Source organism: Acrocarpospora pleiomorpha (assembly GCF_009687885.1).
GTDB lineage: Bacteria > Actinomycetota > Actinomycetes > Streptosporangiales > Streptosporangiaceae > Acrocarpospora > Acrocarpospora pleiomorpha.
The window spans coordinates 15,711-34,992 of the sequence record NZ_BLAF01000075.1; the positions used below are offsets into that span (position 1 = coordinate 15,711).

Consider the following 19,282-nt stretch of genomic DNA (forward strand, 5'->3'; position numbering starts at 1 on the left):
GATCACTCGACCCTTCGCCCGGAGAACCCCATCAGCCCGGAGAACCCCATCAGCCCGGAGAACCCCATCAGCCCGGAGAGCACGGAGAACCCGATCAACCCGGAGAATCCGGAGAGCCCGGAGGGCCTGATCAACCCGGAGAGCCGTGGCCGATTCCCGCCCGTCGCCGCTCATGTGATCACCGGGTTGCCCGGCTGGTCCTTGGCCCAGACATAACGGTCGCTGAGGTTCTCGGTGGCGATCATTTCCTGAAGTTTCACGATGCCGTGGAGCAGTGCCTCCGGGCGGGGCGGGCAGCCAGGGACGTACACATCGACAGGAATGATCTGGTCGACGCCCTTGGTCACGCAGTAGGAGTCCCAGTAAGGGCCGCCCGAGTTGGAGCACGCGCCGAACGAGATCACGTACTTGGGATCGGGCATCTGCTCGTAGAGGCGTTTCACGGCAGGGGCCATCTTGTCGGTCACCGTGCCGGAGACGATCATCAGATCCGCCTGGCGGGGACCGTTGGCGAACGGGATGACGCCGAACCTGATGAAATCGTGGCGGCTCATCGAAGTCGCGATGAACTCGATCGCGCAGCAGGCCAGGCCGAAGTTGAACACCCACAGGGAGTACTTGCGACCCCAGTTGAGGACGAACTTCATCGGTTTCGGGGCGAGCCGGGAGACCGGGCCCACAGTCGGCATCGGAAGATCGGCCATGGGTCGCATTCTCCTCCTCGAATCACGTCCAGGCGAGCACGCGTTTGCGCCAGGCGTACAGGATGCCCAGCGCGATGAACGCCAGGAAGACGAACATCTCCACCAGCGTGGTGAGACCGAAGCCGACATCGGCGAAAACGGTCGCCCAGGGGAACAGGAACACAGCATCCACCGCGAAGACCACGTAAAGATAGGTGAACACGTAGTACCTGATCTGCGACTGCGCCCACCCTTCACCAACAGGGTCGACCCCACACTCATAGGTGGTCAGCTTCTCAGCCGTAGGCCGATCGGGCCGAAGCAACCGGTTGACCAGCAGCCCACCCGCGAAGATCGCCACACCGACCCCGAGCAGAACAGCCACAACCACGTATGACCCGAAATATCCGGTCATCAGCCCTCCTCGCTCCTGCGCACCCCCCGAAGAGAGGTTACCCAACAGCCCTAGAGCAATCCCCGCTCCGTAAGTCGTATGTCCCAGCGGCTTGGCCGCGCCCGTGTCTGCACTGAGGAACGCAGGTCGCGAAGCGGCCGGGAGCGACGAGGGAAGACACAGGCCGAGACCGGCCAAGCCCGCCGTGCCGAAGGCGCGGCCATAGACACAGCCGCGCCTGCGTCTGGACGGAGGAACGCAGGTCGCCAAGCGGCCGGAGAGACGAGAGAAGACACAGGCTGAGACCGGCCGAGCCCGCCGTGCCGGAGGCGCGGCCATAGACACAGCCGCGCCTGCGTCTGGACGGAGGAACGCAGGTCGCCAAGCGGCCGGAGAGACGAGAGAAGACACAGGCTGAGACCGGCCGAGCCCGCCGTGCCGGAGGCGCGGCCATAGACACAGCCCCATGCCAGTCAAAGAAACGCCCAAACAATGACAAAGCCGTATGGCCGGGGGACAAATCGCCCTAACGTGGCATATATGCCATCATTTCGATTCGCCGGAGGAATCACGCTGTGTGTCGCGCTGTGCGCGGGATGCGCCGTGACCACCTCCTCAGGTGATGGCACCGACGATCACGTCACACTGGCGTCAGAGCCGACCATGCTCACCTACGTCGACCCGGCCGGGGTCCAGGGACTCAACCCGGAGACCATCTCCGGCGAATCCCGGCAACCCCATATGCACCTCACCTACCCCACCCTGGCCGACACCCCCGTGCTCAACAAGCGGCTGCACACCGACATGACCAAGGCGGCCAACCACTACGCCACCCACACCAAAACGGCCGACCGTTTCCCCGCCCCCGAATACAACGTGGACTGGCAGCTCACCGCCGCCTCCCCCGACGTGGTCGGGGTCCGGCTGCGCACCGGCGAATACGCCGGCACCCGCTGGGCCAACTCCACCAGAACCCTCTGGTACGACCGACCCGCCGGCCGCGTGCTCGGCTCCGCCCAGCTGGTCAACGACCTGGACCTGCTGGCCGCCCTGGTCAAGCAGCACCTGGCTCTCGACCCCGCGGTGGACACCGAAGCCGTGCGCCCCGACCCCCTCCTGTTCGACTCGCTGGACTTCAACTCCCGCGGCGATCTGGTGGCGGAGTTCGACGACTACCAAGTGGCCCCGGGATCGATGGGCCGGATCGCGACCGCCATCCCGCGCAAGGACGCCGACGCCCTGCTCACCCCGTTCGGGCGGCGGGCCAGGCACGCGGTGGAGAACGCCAAGCCGGCGACCGTTCCGGAGATCGTCGCGATGAGCGGCGGCGGCGGGCGGTCCGGGCCGAACACCGGCACGCCGGACCTGGGCACGATCAGCGACCGCAAGGGCCGGGTGAACTGCGCGCTCGCCACCTGCGTGGCGCTGACCTTCGACGACGGCCCCGGACCGAACACCGCGCGGGTGCTGGAAGCGCTCGGCGACAACCGGGCCACCTTCTTCACGGTCGGGTCGAACGCGGCGGTCCGGCCCGAGTTGCTGGCCAGGATGCGGGAGCGCGGGCACGAGGTGGCCAACCACACCTGGACCCACCGGGATCTCACCACGCTGCCGGAGAACCGGGTCTACGACCAGCTGAGCCGTACCCAGAGCTTCATCAAGGGGATCACCGGGAACAGGCCGACGCTGGTCAGGGCACCCTACGGCGCGATCGATCCGAAGGTGACCGATGTCGCCAGGGAGCTGGGCCTGGCCGTGGTGCAGTGGAACGTGGATCCGAAGGACTGGCGAGTCGAGGATCCCGGCGCGATCGCGGCGCGCACGCTGGCCGGGGTGCGGCGCAATTCGATCGTCCTGCTGCACGACACCAACCCGGCCACCGCCGACGCCATCCCGGCGATCGTGGCGGGTCTCGCCGCGCGCGGGTTCACGCTCGTCACGGTGCCCGAGTTGTACGGCCCTGGGCAACTCGCCCCCGGCCACACCTACGACGCAGGTGGGACGGCTGCCGTCTCGCGTCGTGGGCACCCGCTGCCGTGACAGCGGCGGGGACATATAGTTAGACAGCGTGACCCGAAACATCCTCTTCACGCGTCGACACGTAGACCTGTGCCGGCTCGCGTCGGGGCTGTGTCGCCGGGCGACCTGACAACAGTGACGTTCCCCCTGAAGGCCCCCAGGATCACTGTCCGACCGCTCCGTGTAAGTCACACCCTCGGCGAAGAGCAAACTACGACAATTTTTCGTAGTTCCGGGGACCTAGCATGAAGACAAGAACGCGACGAGCTCCTGCGCTCGGTCGCGTCAAGGAGGATTGAGCAGCTGTGACCAAACAGGTTCAGCAACTCGACCGCGTGATCATCCGGTTCGCGGGTGACTCCGGCGACGGCATGCAGTTGACCGGAGACCGCTTCACAGCGGAGACCGCCGAGTTCGGCAACGACCTCTCCACACTTCCCAACTTCCCGGCCGAGATCCGCGCTCCCGCGGGCACCCTGCCGGGCGTGTCGAGCTTCCAGCTCCACTTCGCCGACCACGACATCCTGACCCCCGGGGACGCGCCCAACGTCCTGGTCGCGATGAACCCGGCGGCGCTCAAGGCGAACCTGTCCGACCTCCCGCGCGGGGCCGACATCATCGCCAACTCCGACGAGTTCACCAAGCGCAACCTGGCCAAGGTCGGCTACGCGGAGAGCCCGCTGGAGGATGAGTCGCTCAGCGAGTGGCGGGTGCACTCGGTGCCGCTGACCTCGCTGACGGTCAAGGCGCTGGAAGAGTTCCAGATCTCCAAGAAGGACGCGGAACGCGCGAAGAACATGTTCGCGCTGGGCCTGCTGTCCTGGCTCTACCACCGGCCGGTTGAGGCCACCATCAAGTTCATCGAGTCGAAGTTCGCGAAAAAGCCGGACATCGCCAGGTCGAACGTGGCGGCTTTCAACGCGGGCTGGAACTACGGCGAGACGACCGAGGCCTTCTCGGTGTCGTACGAGATCAAGCCGGCCAAGCTGGCGCCTGGGATCTATCGCAACATCTCCGGCAACCAGGCCCTGGCGTACGGATTGATCGCCGCCTCTGTGCAGTCGGGTTTGCCGCTGTTCCTGGGGTCTTATCCGATTACTCCGGCTTCTGACATCCTGCACGAGCTGTCCAAGCACAAGCGGTTCGGGATCCGGACCTTCCAGGCTGAGGACGAGATCGCGGGCGTCGGCGCGGCGCTGGGCGCGGCGTTCGGCGGGGCGCTCGGGGTGACCACAACCTCCGGGCCCGGCGTGGCGCTCAAGGCCGAGACCGTGGGCCTGGCGGTGACCACCGAACTGCCGCTCATCGTCGTGGACGTGCAGCGCGCCGGACCGTCCACCGGCATGCCCACCAAAACCGAACAGACCGACCTGCTCATGGCGCTGTACGGCCGCAACGGTGAATCCCCCATCCCGGTCGTCGCCCCCTCGACCCCGTCGGACTGTTTCGACATCGCCGTCGAGGCCGCACGAATCGCCCTAAAGTACCGCACACCGGTCATATTGCTGTCTGACGGTTACCTGGCCAACGGCTCCGAACCGTGGAAGCTGCCGGAGATCGACGACCTGCCGGATATTTCCGTCGACTTCACCACCGAGGTCAACGGCGACGACGGCACGTTCCTGCCGTTCAAGCGGGACACCGAGACGCTCGCCCGCCCCTGGGCGGTCCCCGGCACCCCCGGCCTGGAGCACCGGATCGGCGGCATCGAGAAGGCCGACGGCACCGGCAACATCTCCTACGACCCCAACAACCACGACCTCATGGTCCGGCTCCGGCAGGCCAAGATCGACGGCATCGACGTGCCCGATCTGGAGGTGGACGACCCGTCCGGGTCCGCCCGGGTGCTCGTGCTCGGCTGGGGTTCCACGTATGGCCCGATCGCGGCGGCGATCCGCCGGGTGCGCCGGTCGGGCGGCCAGGTCGCGCAGGCCCACCTGCGCCACCTCAGCCCGTTCCCCAAGAACATCGGCGAGGTGCTGAAGTCCTACGACAAGGTGCTGCTGCCGGAGATCAACCTCGGCCAGCTGGCCCTGCTGCTCCGGGCCAAGTTCCTGGTGGACATCATCAGCTACAACCGTGTTCGAGGGCTTCCGTTCAAGGCCGAGGAGCTGGCAGGCGTGATCCAGGACGTGATCGACAGTGAGTGAGCTATCGGTGAACGGCCACCAGAACGGGCGCGGGCTCGCGCTCGTCCCCCGGGCCGAGGGCAAGCAGACGCTGAAGGACTTCAAGTCCGACCAGGAGGTGCGCTGGTGCCCCGGGTGCGGGGACTACGCGATCCTGGCGGCGGTGCAGTCGTTCATGCCGGAGCTGGGGATCAAGCGCGAGAACACGGTGTTCGTGTCGGGCATCGGGTGCTCGTCCAGGTTCCCGTACTACATGAACACCTACGGGTTCCACTCGATCCACGGGCGGGCTCCGGCGATCGCGACGGGGCTGGCCGCCTCGCGGCCGGATCTGTCGGTGTGGGTGATCACCGGGGACGGTGACGCGCTGTCCATCGGCGGGAACCACCTGATCCACGCGCTGCGGCGGAACGTCAACCTGAACATCCTGCTGTTCAACAACCGGATCTACGGGCTGACGAAGGGGCAGTACTCGCCCACCTCCGAAGTCGGGAAAATCACGAAATCGACGCCGATGGGGTCGCTGGATCGGCCGTTCAACCCGATCTCGCTGGCCATCGGGGCCGAGGCCGGGTTCGTGGCGCGCACGCTGGACAGCGACCGCAAGCACCTGCAGTCGGTGCTGCGCGAGGCCGCCGCGCATCGGGGCACCTCGCTGGTGGAGATCTACCAGAACTGCAACATCTTCAACGACGGCGCCTTCGAGATGATGAAGGACCCGGCGACCCGGGACGCGATCACGGTCAAGCTGGAGCACGGCCAGCCGATCGTCTTCGCCGACCAGGCCGTCCGGCTCGCGCCCACCGGCGGCGTGGAGGTCGTGCCCCGGGCGTCGCTGCGCGAGGAGGAGATCCTGGTGCATGACGCGCACCACCCGGACCCGTCGCTGGCGTTCGCGCTCAGCCGGCTGGACGAGCCCGCCTTCGCGCACGTGCCGATCGGCATCTTCCGCTCGGTGGACCGGCCGTCCTACGACGAGCTCATGAGCAACCAGCTGGAGGCGGCGACCGCGCAGAAGGGCCGGGGCAGCCTGACTGACCTGCTGCACGGGGGAGACACCTGGCGGATCAGCTGAGCTGATCGGGATAATTGCGATCTACCGCTGTCGCGATTCGTGCGACGGCGGTAGGTTCGTTGAACCGTTCCAGCCCAGTGGAGGCGATGTGACCGTTCTGTTAGAAGGTGTCCCTCTCTATGAACTCGCCACCGAGGAATTAGGCAGCGCGTTCAGCGGAATCCTCGCCGGCAATATCCGCCGGGCCCGCCAGCGCGTGAGCCGCCTGCTCTTCGACTACCGGTACGGCGTGGAGACCACCGAGTTCGCTCACCTCGACCAGTTCGGTCTCGCCCACGACGAACGCGTCTACTACTCGCCCGCCAACTGGGGCACCCTCCGCCGTACCCTCCCCGCGCACGAGGTCCGCGCCGAGGACGTCTTCCTCGACCTGGGCTCCGGCAAGGCCAGGATGGTCCTGGAGGCCGCCGCCCGATTCCCGTTTCGCAAGGTGATCGGCGTCGAGCTGTCGCCGGAGCTGACCGAGGTGGCGCGGGCCAACCTGAAGTCCACCCGGCTGCCGGTCCACCCGGACCGGGTGGACCTGGTCCAGTCGGACGTGCTCGACTACGAGATCCCCGACGACGTCACCGTGGTCTTCCTGAACAACCCGTTCCGGGGTGAGATCTTCGCCGCCGCGGTCACCAAGCTGCTCGCCTCGGTGGACCGCAGGCCGCGGCCGGTCAAGGTCATCTACTTCAATCCGATCGAGGAGCCGTACCTGCTCGGCACCGGGCGGTTCCGGCATTTGCGTACGGTCACCCGCGGCCGGACCAGCGAAATCGACGTGTTCGGAACAACTCGGATATACGCCGTCACCGCGTGATTTCTGTAACAGACTTCATACAAGCCTGGATAAGAAAGGCATGGCACGCGTGGGGACGGTAACCAACCTGACGGTGCATGGGATCGGGCCTACCGAGCGGGAGCTCGATCCGGGTGAGGACGCCACCTGGGTGAGCATCGAGCAGTTCGAGCTGGTCCTCGACGCTGTGGTCGGCCGCGACGACGTGCGGATCACCTTCGACGACGGCAACGCCTCCGACGTCGCGATCGCGCTGCCGAGGCTGCTCGATCGCGGCCTCACCGCCGAGTTCTTCGTGCTGGCGGGGCTGCTCGGCCGGCCGGGACGGCTGACCGAGGACGACGTGAGCCGCCTGGTCACGGCGGGCATGCGCATCAGCTCCCACGGCTGGGCGCACCGCGACTGGCGGCGCATCGACGACCGGCAGGCCGAGGAAGAGCTGGCCCAGGCGCATCACCGGCTCGCCGAGTTGACCGGGCAACCGGTGTCCCGGGTGGCGATCCCGTTCGGCTCCTACGACCGGCATGTGCTGCGGCGGCTGCGGAAGGCCGGGGTCACCCGGGCCTACACCAGCGACGGCGGCAGGGCCGCTCCCGGCTCCTGGCTCCAGGCGCGGACCAGCCTGGTCTGCTGCCTGGACGCGGACTGGACCAGGCAGGTGCTGGACGAGACACCGTCGCCGGTCGTCAGGGCCAGGAAGCTGACCGGCCGCGTGGTGAAGCGGGTGCGTGGCTGACATGCGTGAGATTCCGAGAGTCGCCGTCGTCATCGTCACCTACAACAGCGCGAGCGTGCTGGGCGGCTGCCTGGCGTCGCTCCCCGACGGGGCCAAAGGCGTCGAACTGGCCGAGATCGTGGTGGCCGACAACGCCTCCACGGACGACTCGCTGGCGATCGCCGCGCTCGCCGAAATCCCGGTCACGCCGGTCCAGCTGGGCCGCAACGCCGGCTACGCGGCCGCGGTCAACGCCGGCATCGCCGCCCTGGACCTCGACACGCTCGACGCGGTGTACGTGCTGAACCCCGACTGCCGCCTGCCGCCCGAGTCGATCGCGCCGCTGGTCCGGGCGCTGGACCGGCCGGGGGTCGGCATCAGCGTCCCCAAGATGGTCAACCCGGACGGGTCTCTGCAACCGTCGCTGCGCCGCATGCCGACCGTCGGCCGGGCCGTGATCGAGGCCGTCATCGGCGGCGGCCGGGCCGGGCGGATCGGCCGCCTGGGCGAGCTGATCACCGATCCCCGCGAGTACGCGAAGGCCGGCCCGGTGGTCTGGGCGACCGGGGCGGCCATGCTGATCTCGGTGCCCGCGATCCGGGCGGTCGGCCCGTGGGACGAGTCGTTCCTGCTCTACAGCGAGGAGACCGAGTTCGCGCTGCGCGCCGCCGACCTCGGCTGGAGCCTCTGGTACGAACCGGCCGCGCTCATCGAGCACATCGGCGGCGACTCCGGCGTCAACCCGACCCTGGCCGCGCTGCTGCTGGTCAACAAGGTGAAGTTGTTCCGCCGCAGGCGCGGCCCGCTGGCCGGGGCCGCCTACTACCTGGTCGTCCTGGCCGGGGAGTCGGTCCGGGCGCTGGCCGGCCGCCGGGTGTCGCAGAAGTCGGTGCTGTGGCTGCTGCGCCCGTCCCGGCGGCTGACCGCCCTGCCCGGGTGAACGCGATGACCGCCACGATGATCGCGTTCGACCGGCTGGGCGCCGCGGAACTGGACGCCTGGCACGCGCTGCGCGCGAAGAACCCGCTGCTGGACAGCCCGTACTTCCATCCCGGGTTCGCGGCGGCGGTGCACGCGAGCGGGCGGCCGGTCACGGTGACGGTGCTCCGCGACGCCGGCGGCGAGGTGATCGCGCTGCTGGCCGGGCACCGGGACGGCGCGCTGCTGCGGCCGGTGGGCTGGCCCGGCGCCGACTTCCAGGGGCCGGTGCTGGCCCCGGGCACCGCCTTCGACCCCCGGCTGCTGCTCACCGGCGGCGTCCGCGCCTTCGCCTTCGACCACCTGCTGGACGGCCTGGCCGAGGCCGAGCCGTGGGTGCTGTCCCGGCGGCCGTCCCCGTTCCTGGACGTGACCGGCGGCCTGGACGGCTATCTGGGGCGGGCCTCCAAGTCCGGCAAGGACAACATGGGCCAGGCCCGCCGCCGGGCCGCGAAGGCGGGCCGGGAGCTGGGCGAGGTGCGTTTCGCCGCCGACGTGGTGGACGCGGCGGCGCTGGACCGGGTGATCGAGCTGAAGCGAGCTCAGTACCGGACGACCGGCGCGGCCGACTACTTCGCCGAGCCCGGCCGGGCCGAACTGCTGACCCGGCTCATGCACACCAGGGACCCGGACTTCGCCGGGGTGCTGTCCACCCTGCACGCGGGCCCGACCCTGCTGGCCGCGCACTTCGGCCTGCGCTCCGGCGGTGTGCTGCACTGGTGGTTCCCGGTCTACGACCCGGCCTTCGGCCAACTGTCCCCCGGCTGGATGTTGCTGCGCGAGCTGGTGTCCGCCGCGCCCGCGCTCGGCGTGACCAGGATCGACCTGGGCCGGGGGGACGACGAGTACAAGCGGCGGGCCAAGACCGGGGAGTGCCAGGTGGCCCAGGGCCTGGTCACCGGAAACCGGGTCCGGCTGCTGCTGCGCCGCGCGCAGGAATCGGCGCTGGCCACGGCGAAAACTTCGGCGGCCGGGCCCGCACTGCGCTATCTGGCGCGGCGTTTGCGAGGCCGTTAGGCCGGTGCGTTGGTAACGTTCCAGAGTTAGTGCACGACATGAGTGGAGACGGGGGTTACGCGTGGGAAAGTCGCCCCTAGCCTGACGAAGGGCTCTAAATCGGTGAAGATCAGCATTCTTGGGCTGGCTCGCATCGCGATCGTCATCGTCACCTACAACAGCGCCGCGGTGCTGGCCGAATGCCTTGGCGCGCTGCCCGAAGGTTCGCGGGGGGTCGACCTCACTCAGGTGGTGGTGGCCGACAACGCCTCTCAGGACGAATCCCTGCACATCGCCAAGGAAGCCGGCGCGCAGATCGTGCAGACCGGCCGCAACGCCGGCTACGCCGCCGCCATCAACGCCGGGATGGCCACGCTGGACCTCGACCAGGTGGACGGGGTGATGGTTCTCAACCCCGACTGCAAGATGCACCCGGGAGCGCTGGCCACGCTCGCGGGGGCCTTGCAGGAGTCCGGCCGGGGCATCGTGGTCCCTCGGCTGACCAAGCCGGACGGCACGCTGCAGCCCTCGCTGCGGCGAGAACCCACCGTGCACGGCGCATTCGCCGAGGCGGTGATCGGTGGCACCCTGTCCGGCCGGATCGGGATCTTCGGCGAGGTGATCACCGACCCCCGGCACTACGAGCAGGCCGGCCCGTTCGTCTGGGCCACCGGCGCCGCCATGCTGATCGGCGCCGACGCCATCCGCCAGCTCGGCCCGTGGGACGAGTCGTTCCTGCTCTACAGCGAGGAGACCGAGTACGCGCTGCGCGCCGCCGACCAGGGCTGGGCGCTCTGGTACGAACCCGAGGCCGTAGTCGAACACATCGGCGGCGACTCCCGCACGAGCCCGATGCTGGCGGCTCTGCTCATGGTGAACAAGGTCCGTTTGTTCCGAAGACGCAGGGGCAGGATCGCCTCGGCCGCCTACTACCTGTCCATCGTGCTGGGCCAGTCGGTGCGTGCGGCCACGGGCAGCCGTACGGCCAGAGCCGCGCTGGCGGCCCTGCTCTTTCCATCACGCCGGATCCGGGAGCTACCACAGTGAAGATAAGCGTCTTCGGCCTGGGCTACGTCGGCTGCGTGTCCGCGGCCTGCCTCGCGGCCCGCGGCCACCAGGTCGTCGGGGTCGACGTCAACCCGGTCAAGGTCGAGCTGATCTCGGCGGGCAAAGCCCCGGTGGTCGAGGAGCGGATCGGCGAGCTGACTGCGGAGATGGTCGGCTCCGGCGCGCTGCGGGCCACCACCGACACCGCCACCGCGATCAGGGAGACCGACATCTCGCTGGTCTGCGTGGGCACCCCGTCGGCGCCCAACGGCAGCCTGTCCACCGAGTATCTGGAGCGGGTGGCCGACGAGATCGGCGCCGCGCTGCGGGACCGGCCGGGCCGGCACACCGTGGTCTTCCGCAGCACCATGCTGCCGGGCACCTGCGAGTCGCTGCTGGTGCCCATCCTGGAGAAGGCCTCCGGCCTGATCGCGGGCGTGGACTTCGGAGTCGCGGTGAACCCGGAGTTCCTGCGCGAGGGCACCAGCGTGCGGGACTTCTTCGACCCGCCGAAGACCGTGATCGGCGAACTGGACCCGGCCAGCGGCGACATGGTGGCCGACCTGTACGCGGGACTGCCCGGCCAGGTCTTCCGGGTGCCGATCGCGGTCGCCGAAATGACCAAATACGCCGACAACTCCTACCACGGTCTGAAGATCGCCTTCGCCAACGAGCTGGGCGCGATCTGCGCCGCGCTCGGCCTGGACTCGCACCGGGTGATGGACGTCTTCCTGGCCGACACCAAGCTGAACGTCAGCCCCGCCTACCTGCGCCCCGGCTTCGCGTTCGGCGGTTCCTGCCTGCCCAAGGACCTGCGCGGCCTGGTGTACGCGGCCCGTCGCGCGGACGTGTCGGTGCCGCTGCTCTCGCACGTGCTGCCCTCCAACGAGGAGCATCTGCGCCGCGCCTTCGAGCTGGTGGCGGTCACCGGCAAGCGCAAGGTCGGCCTGTTCGGGCTGTCGTTCAAGCCGGGCACCGACGACCTGCGGGAGAGCCCGCTGGTGGAACTGGCCGAACGCCTGCTGGGCAAGGGATACGACTTACGGATCTATGACGCCAATGTCGCCCTTTCCCGACTGATCGGCGCGAACCGCGACTACATTGAGGGCAGGCTGCCCCATCTCGGGGATCTGCTCAGCAATTCCGTCGATGACGTGATGAACCATGCCGAGGTCTGCGTGGTCGGCTGCAAGGATCCAGCCGTACTGACCGCCCTCGCCGGCAGTGGTGACCGCGCGATCATCGACCTCGTCCGCCTGCCTGACGCGGAAGAGCGTCGGCAACGACCTGGGTATGTGGGACTTGGCTGGTAAAGCGCTCATCCTCGTAGAAAACCTCTCCGTACCGTTTGACCGCAGGGTGTGGCAGGAGAGCGTCGCGCTTCGCGAGGCGGGCTGGGAGGTGCACGTCATCTGCCCGCGCGGGACCAAGCGGGACACCGAGGCGGAGGCGGAGATCGCCGGCATCAAGATCCACCGCTATCCGCTGCGCGCCGCCACCGGCGGCCCGCTCGGCTACCTGCGGGAGTACGGCTCGGCCCTGTGGCACACCTACCGGCTGGCCCGCCGGGTCGGCCGGGTGGACGTGCTGCACGCGTGCAACCCGCCGGACCTGTTCTTCCTGGTCGCACGGGCGCTGCGCGGGCGCACCACCCGGTTCGTGTTCGACCAGCACGACCTGGTGCCCGAGTTATACCTGTCCAGGTTCGACCGGGGGAAGGACCTGCTCTACCGGCTGGTCTGCCGAATGGAACGCGCCACCTACCGGGCCGCCGACGTGGTCATCGCCACCAACGAGAGCTACCGCCGCGTGGCGCTCACCCGCGGCGGCAAGTCACCCGACCAGGTCTTCGTGGTGCGCAGCGCACCCGCCGTGGAGCGATTCCACCAGGCCGAGCCGGACGAGTCGATCAAGAAGGGCAAGCCGTACCTGCTCTGCTACCTCGGCGTCATGGGCCCGCAGGACGGGGTTGACTACGCGCTGCGCGCGCTGGCCAAACTCCGCTACGAGCAGGGCCGCACCGACTGGCACGCGGCCTTCGTCGGCGCCGGGGACACCTTCGACGCGATGGTGCGGCTCAGCGCCGAGCTGGGGCTGGCCGACTGCGTGGACTTCACCGGGCGCATCCCGGACGAGGATCTGGTGCGCTACCTGTCCACCGCCGACGTGTGCCTGTCGCCGGACCCGCACAACCCGCTCAACGACGTGTCCACCATGAACAAGATCATGGAGTACATGGCGATGGCCCGCCCGATCGTCTCCTTCGAACTGTGCGAAGCCCGGGTGTCGGCGGGCGAGGCGGCCGTCTACGCCCCCGCCAACGACGAGGCCGAGTTCGCCAAGCTGATCGCCCAGCTCCTGGACGACCCGGACGAGCGCCGCCGGATGGGCGAGCTCGGCCAGGCCCGGGTGCGCGGCCCGCTGTCGTGGGAGAACTCCAAGAAGGCGCTGCTCGACGCCTATCAGGCCGCCATCCGATGACCGAGGTCGCCGGTGTGGTCATCCCCGCGCACAACGAGGCGGCCGTGCTCGGCCGCACCCTGGCCCGGCTGCTGGCCGAGGCGGCTCCCGGGGAGTTGGATGTGGTGGTGGTGGCCAACGCCTGCACGGACGGCACCGCGGAGATCGCCAAGGACGCCGGGGCCAGGGTGATCGAGACCCCCGTCCCCGGCAAGACGCACGCGCTGCGCCTCGGCGACGCGGCCTGCCGCGTCTTCCCGCGCGTCTATCTGGACGCCGACGTCGAGCTGAGCACCGCCTCCGTGCGGGCCCTGGCCGCCGCGCTGGCCCGCCCCGGGGTGCTGGCCGCCGCGCCGATGCCCGTCTGGGAGCTGGCCGGGTCCGGATGGCTGGCCCGCCGGGTGCACCGCGTCCACGACCAGCTGATCGGCCCGCGCCGGGCCCTGGCCGGAGTCGGCGTGTACGCGTTGAGCGAGACCGGCCACAACCGGATCTTCCCGCTCCCCGACGTGATCGCCGACGACGAGCTGGTGCACCGCAGCTTCACCCCGGCGGAACGCGCGGTGGTCCCCGAGGCCCGATCGGTGATCCGCCCGGCCCGTACGGTGCGGGCCCACCTGAACCGCAGGGTCCGGGTCAGGCAGGGCAACCGGCAGCTCGCCGAGCTGGGCCTACCCGCCAGGGAAGGCCGGTTGGGGGTCCGCTCGCTGGTCGCGCTGGTGGGCCGGCGCGCGGTGAGCCCGCTGGACGCGGCCTGCTACCTGGCGGTCCTGGTCGCGGACCGCGCCCTCGCGGCCCGGCGACGTGGTGGCATAACCTGGGCCACGGACGCGAGCAGCCGATGACACAGCCGACGAGAGGAACATCCATGCCGGGGCGCCTCGGGCGAACCGTCGGAATGGCCGCCCTGATGACCGTCTTCCTGGCGGCGGCCTGCACCTCCAGCCCGCGGCCACCGGGCGCCGAGCCGACCAGGTCCCCGTCACCGCCGTCGTCCCCTTCGCCCAGTCCTTCCGGCGGCTGCGGGCAGTATCCGACGCCGGCGTGCACGGGCGTGCCCAAGGGCACCAAGCTGACCAAGCTGAAACTGAACATGGACGGCGAGACGCTTCGGATCACCAAGCGCGGCACCAAGCTGGACGCGGTGCACGTGCCCGGCAACCTGCTGATCACGGCCAACGACGTGGAGATCACCAACAGCCGGATCGACGGCCAGATCATGGGGATCTACGATGACAAGCGCTACTCGTTCACGGTCACGGACTCCACCGTCGGCTCACCGAACCGCTGCGACACCGCCCCCGGCATCCTGGACGCCAACTTCACCGCCACCCGCGTCCACATCCGCGGCCACGGCGACGGCTTCAGCGTCTCCGGCGACAACGTCACCATCACCGACTCCTACGTCCTACTCTGCAGCAACCCCGGCGACCACTCCGACGGCATCCAAACCGTCGGCGCCAGCAAAAACCTCACCTTCCACCACAACACCGTCGACCAACGCAAAGCACCCTCCCACACCGCCCCCGTCTTCCTCGTCGACGCCACCGAAGGCGTCGTCGTCACCGACAACCTCCTGATCGGCGGCACCTACACCCTCCAGGTCAGAACCGCCCCCGGCGCGATCGCCAGGAACAACGCCGTGGTCAACGAGTCCTGGGACTTCGGCCCGGCCTCGATCGACTGCGGGAACACCACATGGGAAGACAACAAGCTCGTCACCATCGACGACAACTACAACATCACCGCCGTCGTGGGCCCGCTGGAATGCCCCACCTGACCGCCGCCCTCCTGGTCGCGGCGGCGCTGACCGGCTGCGGCTCCGACGGCGGACGCTCCCTGGCCGACCCGCCCGCCGCCCCCAAACCGGCCGGGTCACCGGGGTCACCAGAGCCCGCCGCACGGTCGCAGGAAACGCCGCCCGCTCTGGCCGGCTACCCGAACGCGGACAGCACCGGCGTGCCCACGGGAACCCGGCTCACCGTCGTGACGGGCGACCAGACCATCAGCGCCGACAACCTGGTCATCACCGGCAAGGATTTCCACGGTTTCGTCACCGTCACCGGATCGAACGTCACCTTCCGCGACTGCGTCTTCCGGGGTCGCGCCACCGACCGCAACGCGGCCCTGCTGGACACCGAACGCGGCCGGAACACCGTGGTCGTCTCCTCCGACTTCGCCCCCTCCCACCCGTCGGCCACCGTCGACGATCTGTGGACCAAGAGCACCCGGATCTACCGGGCCGACATCCGGGGCGGCGTCGACGGCGTCAAAGCCAACAGCCACACCCTGATCCAGGACTCCTACATCCACGACCTGACCTGGTTCGACCGCGATCCGAACCAGAACGGCGGCCCCACCCACAACGACGGCGTGCAGTCCTTCGCCGGGGAACGCGACGTCACGCTGCGGCACAACACCATCGACATGTCCACCACCAAGCAGGCCAACGCCGCCCTGCAAACCTCGGCGCACGACACCCGGGTCCTGAACAACCTGCTGGACGGCGGCGCCTGCGTGCTGAACTTCGACCACACCGTGCTGAACGGCCCGCTGACCGGGATCGAGGTGGCCGGCAACCGGTTCGGGCGGCACTCCGCCTACGACTGCCCGATCCTGCTCAGCACCCGCTCGATCATGACCAGGAACGAGGGCAACGTCTGGGACGACACGGGCCGCCCTATTCCGCCCCCTGAGCGACACGACTGAACCCCCGGTGGGCCATCGCGGGCTCCGGCCCGCGCGCCATCGCCCTGCGGTCGTCCTCGACGATGCGCAGCAGCACGCAACAGGCCCCGACCATGACGAACATCAGGGATGTGATCTGCGGGAAGGCCAGCAGGTCGAAGGTGATCGCGCCGCCCAGCGGGACGATCGTGGCCGCGGCCAGGGTCAGGGCCAGGTTGCGGTCGCGTGGGTCGTGGCTGAGGTAGCGGGCCCTGACCGCTCCGTACACGCCGATCAGGACGAGCCCGACGAAGGCCGTGATGCCCAGCACGCCGGCCTCGACCAGGGTGAGCAGATACTGGTTGTCGAAGACCTGGTGCTTGGGGGCGTACCAGGTGCCGATGCCGCGCCCGAACCAGGGGCTGCGCAGGAACTCCTCGATCGCGTTCGGGTAGTCGTGCACCCGGTAGCGGATGCTGTCGTCCCTGCCAATGTTGGTGAACAGGGTGTAAAAGGCCCCGAGCAGCCCGGGGAAGAGCACCTTCACCACGGCCAGGAAGAGCACGACGACGCCGAGAGACTGGAACCGGCGGCGGTTGGGCCAGCCGAGGAAGAGCACGAAGCCGACCGTGAGGACGGCCAGGACGCCGGACCTGGAGACCGCGAACATCAGGCCGGCCGCGATCACCGCGGCGGCGGCCCACCAACGCCGGGGCGACTCGCCGCGGTCCCGGGCGTGGAAGCCGTAGTGGATCGCGAACGGCAGGATCATCGCCATGATCACGCCGAACTCGATCGGATGTCCGGTGGTGGCCGGCACCCGCTGGATGCCCGACCGGGCTTCCACGGCTTGCACTTCCACGTCGTTGGAGCTGAGGATGGGCAACTTCATGAAGGCGGTGAGGTCGAACCCGAAGATCCATTGGATCGCTCCCACGACCGCCATCCCCACGCCGGCCACCACCAGGGCCTTCAGCACGAAGTCCAGCCGCTCCCGGCCGCGCACCGCGTCGCACATGCCCAGCGCGAGACCCAGGTTGGCCAGGGCCAGCACCAGCGAGTGGTCGGCCGAGTTCAGCTCGTCGCTGGGCAGGTAGCCGTAGGCGGCGTAGCCGTACAGGAAGAGGATGGCCAGCGCGTAGGCGAAGATGCCGCGCCGGACCGCGTTGCCGCCCTTGGCCATGCCGAGGGTGGTGGTCAGATGGGCGCACATCCACATCGTGAGGGTGAACAGGCCGAGCACGTCGGACATGGTCAGCGACATGGGCAGGCCGCGCAGCACCAGCCGGGCGGGGGTCAGCAGCAGCACCAGCACGCAGACGCTCAGCAGGGTCGCGCCGTCGGCGCGCCGTTCGAACGTGGTGTCCAGCGAGGCGATCGTCGTCATCCGGCCACACCGGAGGGCTGGGCGTCACGGGACTTCGCGGAGGCGGGACCGGGGTTCCGGACGGCCCGCCTGATGGCCCGGCGCACCAGGTAGCTTTCCAGCGCGAAGGAGGACCACAGGCTCAGCAGCGCGCCCACCCCGGCCGCCGCGGCGGCGGCCCTGGCCTGGCTGCCGTGCTCCGGCTGCGGCGTGGTCGGGGGCACCACGTCCATCGCGGTGAGGAAGGTCGCCCGCGGCGCGTCCACCTTGGTCTGCCTGTTCAGCAGCTCCACCCGGGTCCTGGCCAGCACCCGCGCCACCATGTCGCGGGCCCCCTCCGGGCTGTCGCTCTCCGCCTCCACGAACACGAAGGGACCGCTGGACATGCTCTCCGGGTTGGTGCTGCCGTTGGTGACCTTGTAGGAGGTCGGATCCCCCGGCGTGACCCCCAGCTCGGCCGCGATCTCCGGCGCCCCCATGGCCTGGATCAGGATCGACGCGGTCATGTTCAGCCCGTAGTCGAAGTTGAGCAGCGGATTGATGATCGGATTCGGCAGTTTCGGGTTCGGCGGGACCGTTCCCCCGGTCTTCGGGATGCTCAGCACGATCACCCCGTTGGACAGGTACGTCGGCGGAATGCTGGTATACACCAGGCCCGCGCCGCCGACGCCGAGCAGCAACACGGGAAGGGCGACGTACCACCGCCTAAACAGGACGAGGACCGTCCCCCAGAAGTCCATGTCATTTCCTTCCCCGAACCTTGACTGGCTATCGCCATGGGATGCGGGTGGTGTTACGGCCATGCGTAACGAGTCAGATGTAGTGCCGATAGCTGATGAGGGGCCGCCCTAGGGGCGTAGCCTAGCCTTCCATCGCGGGAGATGTTCGATCAAGTCACCATATACGCAGAAGACGGGAGACCACCGGCCATGACCGAGCTGGCCGTTGTCACGCCGACCTGGAAGCCCGACGGGGAGTTCTTCGCCGAGTTGCACCGGTCCGTGCTGGAGTTCACCTCCGACGACACCGTGCACCATGTGATCGTCCCGGCCGCCCACAAGAGCGCCTTCGCCCGGTACGCGGGCCCGCGCTGCCGGATCTGGACGCACCCGGAGCTGATCCCGCGCCGCTACTGGCGGATGCCGGGCGGGGTGTGGCTGAATGCGGCGCGGCCGTGGCCCCCGGTCCGCGGCTGGGTGATGCAGCAGACCGCGAAGATCGCCGCCGCCGGGCTGATCGAGGCGGACGCCGTGCTGCTGGCCGACTCGGACGTGAGCCTGGTCCGGCCGGTCCACGTCAAGAATTTCCGCACGGACGGCGCGCTGTCGCTGTTCCGCAAGGAGAACGCGGTCCATGCGGACATGGCACGCCATGTGATCTGGCATCGGGTCGCCCGGGAGCTGCTCGGCCTGCCGCCCGCGCCGCCCCCGCCGCTGACCGACTACGTGGACGCGCTGGTGTTCTGGGACCCGGCCGTGGTGCGCGGCATGCAGGCCAGGATCAGCGAGACCACCGGCCGGCCCTGGGTGGACGCCTTCAACTCCCAGCTGCACGTCTCAGAATTCATCGTGTACGGCGTCTACGCCGACGAAGTGCTCGGCCGCCGCCCCCCGGCCAGCCCAACCGTCTGCCACAGCAGCTACGACCGCTCGCCGATGGACCACGCGGCGGCCATGGCCTTCGCCGACCGCCTCGGCTCCGACGCGGTCGGGATGATGATCTCCTCGCACTCCGGCACGCCCCTGGAGATCCGCCAGGCGGCCGAACTCCGCTGCGTCCAGGTAGCCAGGGGATGAGGCGGAAAGACGACCGGCCGGCTCAGGAGGGCCGGTGGTCGTCGGGGGAGTTGCCGTTCTGCGCGGCCCTGCCGCCCACCCCTGCCTCGTCCCCGTCGGAGGCCGCGTCCGACACGACCACCACCACGGTGTAGTCGTCGTTGTCGACGTGGACGGGGTCGTTGCGGACCAGG

20 protein-coding genes are annotated in these 19,282 nt (G+C 69.1%); 15 read left to right on the forward strand and 5 right to left on the reverse strand.

Annotated elements, in window-relative coordinates:
- Positions 1–2: 2 nt before the first annotated feature.
- The 3 genes from Aple_RS55850 to Aple_RS43295 are packed head-to-tail and all read right to left on the reverse strand — an operon-like array spanning position 3 to position 1,098.
- On the reverse strand, positions 3–134 hold the full coding sequence (locus Aple_RS55850) for a hypothetical protein (RefSeq protein ID WP_281361698.1): 132 nt from the start codon (positions 132–134) through the stop codon (positions 3–5).
- A 36-nt stretch (positions 135–170) separates the two neighbouring features.
- Positions 171–704 carry an NADH-quinone oxidoreductase subunit B gene (locus Aple_RS43290; protein ID WP_155341561.1) on the reverse strand — a complete coding sequence of 178 codons (534 nt, stop codon included), beginning with the start codon at positions 702–704 and terminating at the stop codon, positions 171–173.
- Between the two features lie 22 nt (positions 705–726).
- The gene (locus Aple_RS43295; protein ID WP_155350600.1) at positions 727–1,098 is read right to left on the reverse strand and encodes an NADH-quinone oxidoreductase subunit A; all 372 of its coding nucleotides are present in this window, start codon (positions 1,096–1,098) and stop codon (positions 727–729) included.
- Between the two features lie 519 nt (positions 1,099–1,617).
- Between Aple_RS43295 and Aple_RS43300 the strand changes: the two genes are divergently transcribed.
- From Aple_RS43300 to Aple_RS43360, 14 genes are all read left to right on the forward strand, one after another.
- Complete coding sequence (locus Aple_RS43300; RefSeq protein ID WP_170321959.1) at positions 1,618–3,117, forward strand: polysaccharide deacetylase family protein; 1,500 nt, start codon at positions 1,618–1,620, stop codon at positions 3,115–3,117.
- 28 nt (positions 3,118–3,145) lie between these two features.
- Positions 3,146–3,226 (forward strand): putative leader peptide, encoded by an 81-nt coding sequence (locus tag Aple_RS56530; protein WP_373869706.1) that lies wholly within the window; start codon positions 3,146–3,148, stop codon positions 3,224–3,226.
- Positions 3,227–3,401: 175 nt separating this feature from the next.
- The gene (locus Aple_RS43305; RefSeq protein WP_155350602.1) at positions 3,402–5,246 is read left to right on the forward strand and encodes a 2-oxoacid:acceptor oxidoreductase subunit alpha; all 1,845 of its coding nucleotides are present in this window, start codon (positions 3,402–3,404) and stop codon (positions 5,244–5,246) included.
- A complete protein-coding gene (locus Aple_RS43310; RefSeq protein ID WP_155350603.1) occupies positions 5,239–6,300 on the forward strand; it encodes a 2-oxoacid:ferredoxin oxidoreductase subunit beta in 1,062 nt (353 codons plus the stop codon). The genes Aple_RS43305 and Aple_RS43310 overlap by 8 nt, the downstream gene beginning before the upstream one ends.
- 88 nt (positions 6,301–6,388) lie before the next feature.
- Positions 6,389–7,105, forward strand: coding sequence for a class I SAM-dependent methyltransferase (locus tag Aple_RS43315; protein ID WP_155350604.1), 717 nt, complete (start codon positions 6,389–6,391; stop codon positions 7,103–7,105).
- Between the two features lie 40 nt (positions 7,106–7,145).
- On the forward strand, positions 7,146–7,820 hold the full coding sequence (locus tag Aple_RS43320; protein ID WP_155350605.1) for a polysaccharide deacetylase family protein: 675 nt from the start codon (positions 7,146–7,148) through the stop codon (positions 7,818–7,820).
- Between the two features lies 1 nt (position 7,821).
- A complete protein-coding gene (locus tag Aple_RS43325; protein ID WP_155350606.1) occupies positions 7,822–8,739 on the forward strand; it encodes a glycosyltransferase family 2 protein in 918 nt (305 codons plus the stop codon).
- A gap of 5 nt (positions 8,740–8,744) precedes the next feature.
- Complete coding sequence (locus Aple_RS43330) at positions 8,745–9,794, forward strand: GNAT family N-acetyltransferase (RefSeq protein WP_246265217.1); 1,050 nt, start codon at positions 8,745–8,747, stop codon at positions 9,792–9,794.
- A gap of 102 nt (positions 9,795–9,896) precedes the next feature.
- Positions 9,897–10,820 carry a glycosyltransferase family 2 protein gene (locus tag Aple_RS43335; RefSeq protein WP_246265218.1) on the forward strand — a complete coding sequence of 308 codons (924 nt, stop codon included), beginning with the start codon at positions 9,897–9,899 and terminating at the stop codon, positions 10,818–10,820.
- Positions 10,817–12,133: a nucleotide sugar dehydrogenase gene (locus Aple_RS43340; RefSeq protein ID WP_155350607.1), complete on the forward strand. Its 1,317-nt coding sequence runs from the start codon at positions 10,817–10,819 to the stop codon at positions 12,131–12,133. The genes Aple_RS43335 and Aple_RS43340 overlap by 4 nt, the downstream gene beginning before the upstream one ends.
- A 46-nt stretch (positions 12,134–12,179) precedes the next feature.
- Positions 12,180–13,301 (forward strand): glycosyltransferase family 4 protein, encoded by a 1,122-nt coding sequence (locus tag Aple_RS43345; protein WP_246265219.1) that lies wholly within the window; start codon positions 12,180–12,182, stop codon positions 13,299–13,301.
- Entirely contained in the window at positions 13,298–14,125 is an 828-nt protein-coding gene (locus Aple_RS43350) for a glycosyltransferase family 2 protein (RefSeq protein WP_155350609.1), read from the forward strand. The genes Aple_RS43345 and Aple_RS43350 overlap by 4 nt, the downstream gene beginning before the upstream one ends.
- A gap of 23 nt (positions 14,126–14,148) precedes the next feature.
- Positions 14,149–15,060 carry a right-handed parallel beta-helix repeat-containing protein gene (locus Aple_RS43355; RefSeq protein ID WP_155350610.1) on the forward strand — a complete coding sequence of 304 codons (912 nt, stop codon included), beginning with the start codon at positions 14,149–14,151 and terminating at the stop codon, positions 15,058–15,060.
- Entirely contained in the window at positions 15,048–15,989 is a 942-nt protein-coding gene (locus tag Aple_RS43360) for a hypothetical protein (RefSeq protein ID WP_155350611.1), read from the forward strand. The genes Aple_RS43355 and Aple_RS43360 overlap by 13 nt, the downstream gene beginning before the upstream one ends.
- Here Aple_RS43360 and Aple_RS43365 read toward each other — a convergent pair.
- Together Aple_RS43365 and Aple_RS43370 are read right to left on the reverse strand one after the other, a co-directional pair.
- A complete protein-coding gene (locus Aple_RS43365; protein ID WP_155350612.1) occupies positions 15,961–17,334 on the reverse strand; it encodes an O-antigen ligase family protein in 1,374 nt (457 codons plus the stop codon). The genes Aple_RS43360 and Aple_RS43365 overlap by 29 nt on opposite strands.
- The gene (locus Aple_RS43370) at positions 17,331–18,053 is read right to left on the reverse strand and encodes a hypothetical protein (RefSeq protein WP_155350613.1); all 723 of its coding nucleotides are present in this window, start codon (positions 18,051–18,053) and stop codon (positions 17,331–17,333) included. The genes Aple_RS43365 and Aple_RS43370 overlap by 4 nt, the downstream gene beginning before the upstream one ends.
- A 189-nt stretch (positions 18,054–18,242) precedes the next feature.
- Here Aple_RS43370 and Aple_RS43375 point away from each other — a divergent pair, with 189 nt between their 5' ends.
- Positions 18,243–19,109, forward strand: a complete 867-nt coding sequence (locus Aple_RS43375; protein WP_155350614.1) for a DUF6492 family protein — start codon at positions 18,243–18,245, stop codon at positions 19,107–19,109.
- Positions 19,110–19,282 lie beyond the last annotated feature (173 nt).

Excerpts from the sequence above, each read along its gene's own strand:
- Aple_RS43290 (WP_155341561.1), bottom strand. The coding sequence starts at position 704 with ATGGCCGATCTTCCGATGCCGACTGTGGGCCCGGTCTCCCGGCTCGCC.
- Aple_RS43295 (WP_155350600.1), bottom strand. The coding sequence starts at position 1,098 with ATGACCGGATATTTCGGGTCATACGTGGTTGTGGCTGTTCTGCTCGGG.
- Aple_RS43300 (WP_170321959.1), top strand. The coding sequence starts at position 1,618 with ATGCCATCATTTCGATTCGCCGGAGGAATCACGCTGTGTGTCGCGCTG.
- Aple_RS43320 (WP_155350605.1), top strand. The coding sequence starts at position 7,146 with ATGGCACGCGTGGGGACGGTAACCAACCTGACGGTGCATGGGATCGGG.
- Aple_RS43325 (WP_155350606.1), top strand. The coding sequence starts at position 7,822 with ATGCGTGAGATTCCGAGAGTCGCCGTCGTCATCGTCACCTACAACAGC.
- Aple_RS43330 (WP_246265217.1), top strand. The coding sequence starts at position 8,745 with ATGACCGCCACGATGATCGCGTTCGACCGGCTGGGCGCCGCGGAACTG.
- Aple_RS43350 (WP_155350609.1), top strand. The coding sequence starts at position 13,298 with ATGACCGAGGTCGCCGGTGTGGTCATCCCCGCGCACAACGAGGCGGCC.
- Aple_RS43355 (WP_155350610.1), top strand. The coding sequence starts at position 14,149 with ATGCCGGGGCGCCTCGGGCGAACCGTCGGAATGGCCGCCCTGATGACC.
- Aple_RS43360 (WP_155350611.1), top strand. The coding sequence starts at position 15,048 with ATGCCCCACCTGACCGCCGCCCTCCTGGTCGCGGCGGCGCTGACCGGC.
- Aple_RS43365 (WP_155350612.1), bottom strand. The coding sequence starts at position 17,334 with ATGACGACGATCGCCTCGCTGGACACCACGTTCGAACGGCGCGCCGAC.
- Aple_RS43370 (WP_155350613.1), bottom strand. The coding sequence starts at position 18,053 with ATGGACTTCTGGGGGACGGTCCTCGTCCTGTTTAGGCGGTGGTACGTC.
- Aple_RS43375 (WP_155350614.1), top strand. The coding sequence starts at position 18,243 with ATGACCGAGCTGGCCGTTGTCACGCCGACCTGGAAGCCCGACGGGGAG.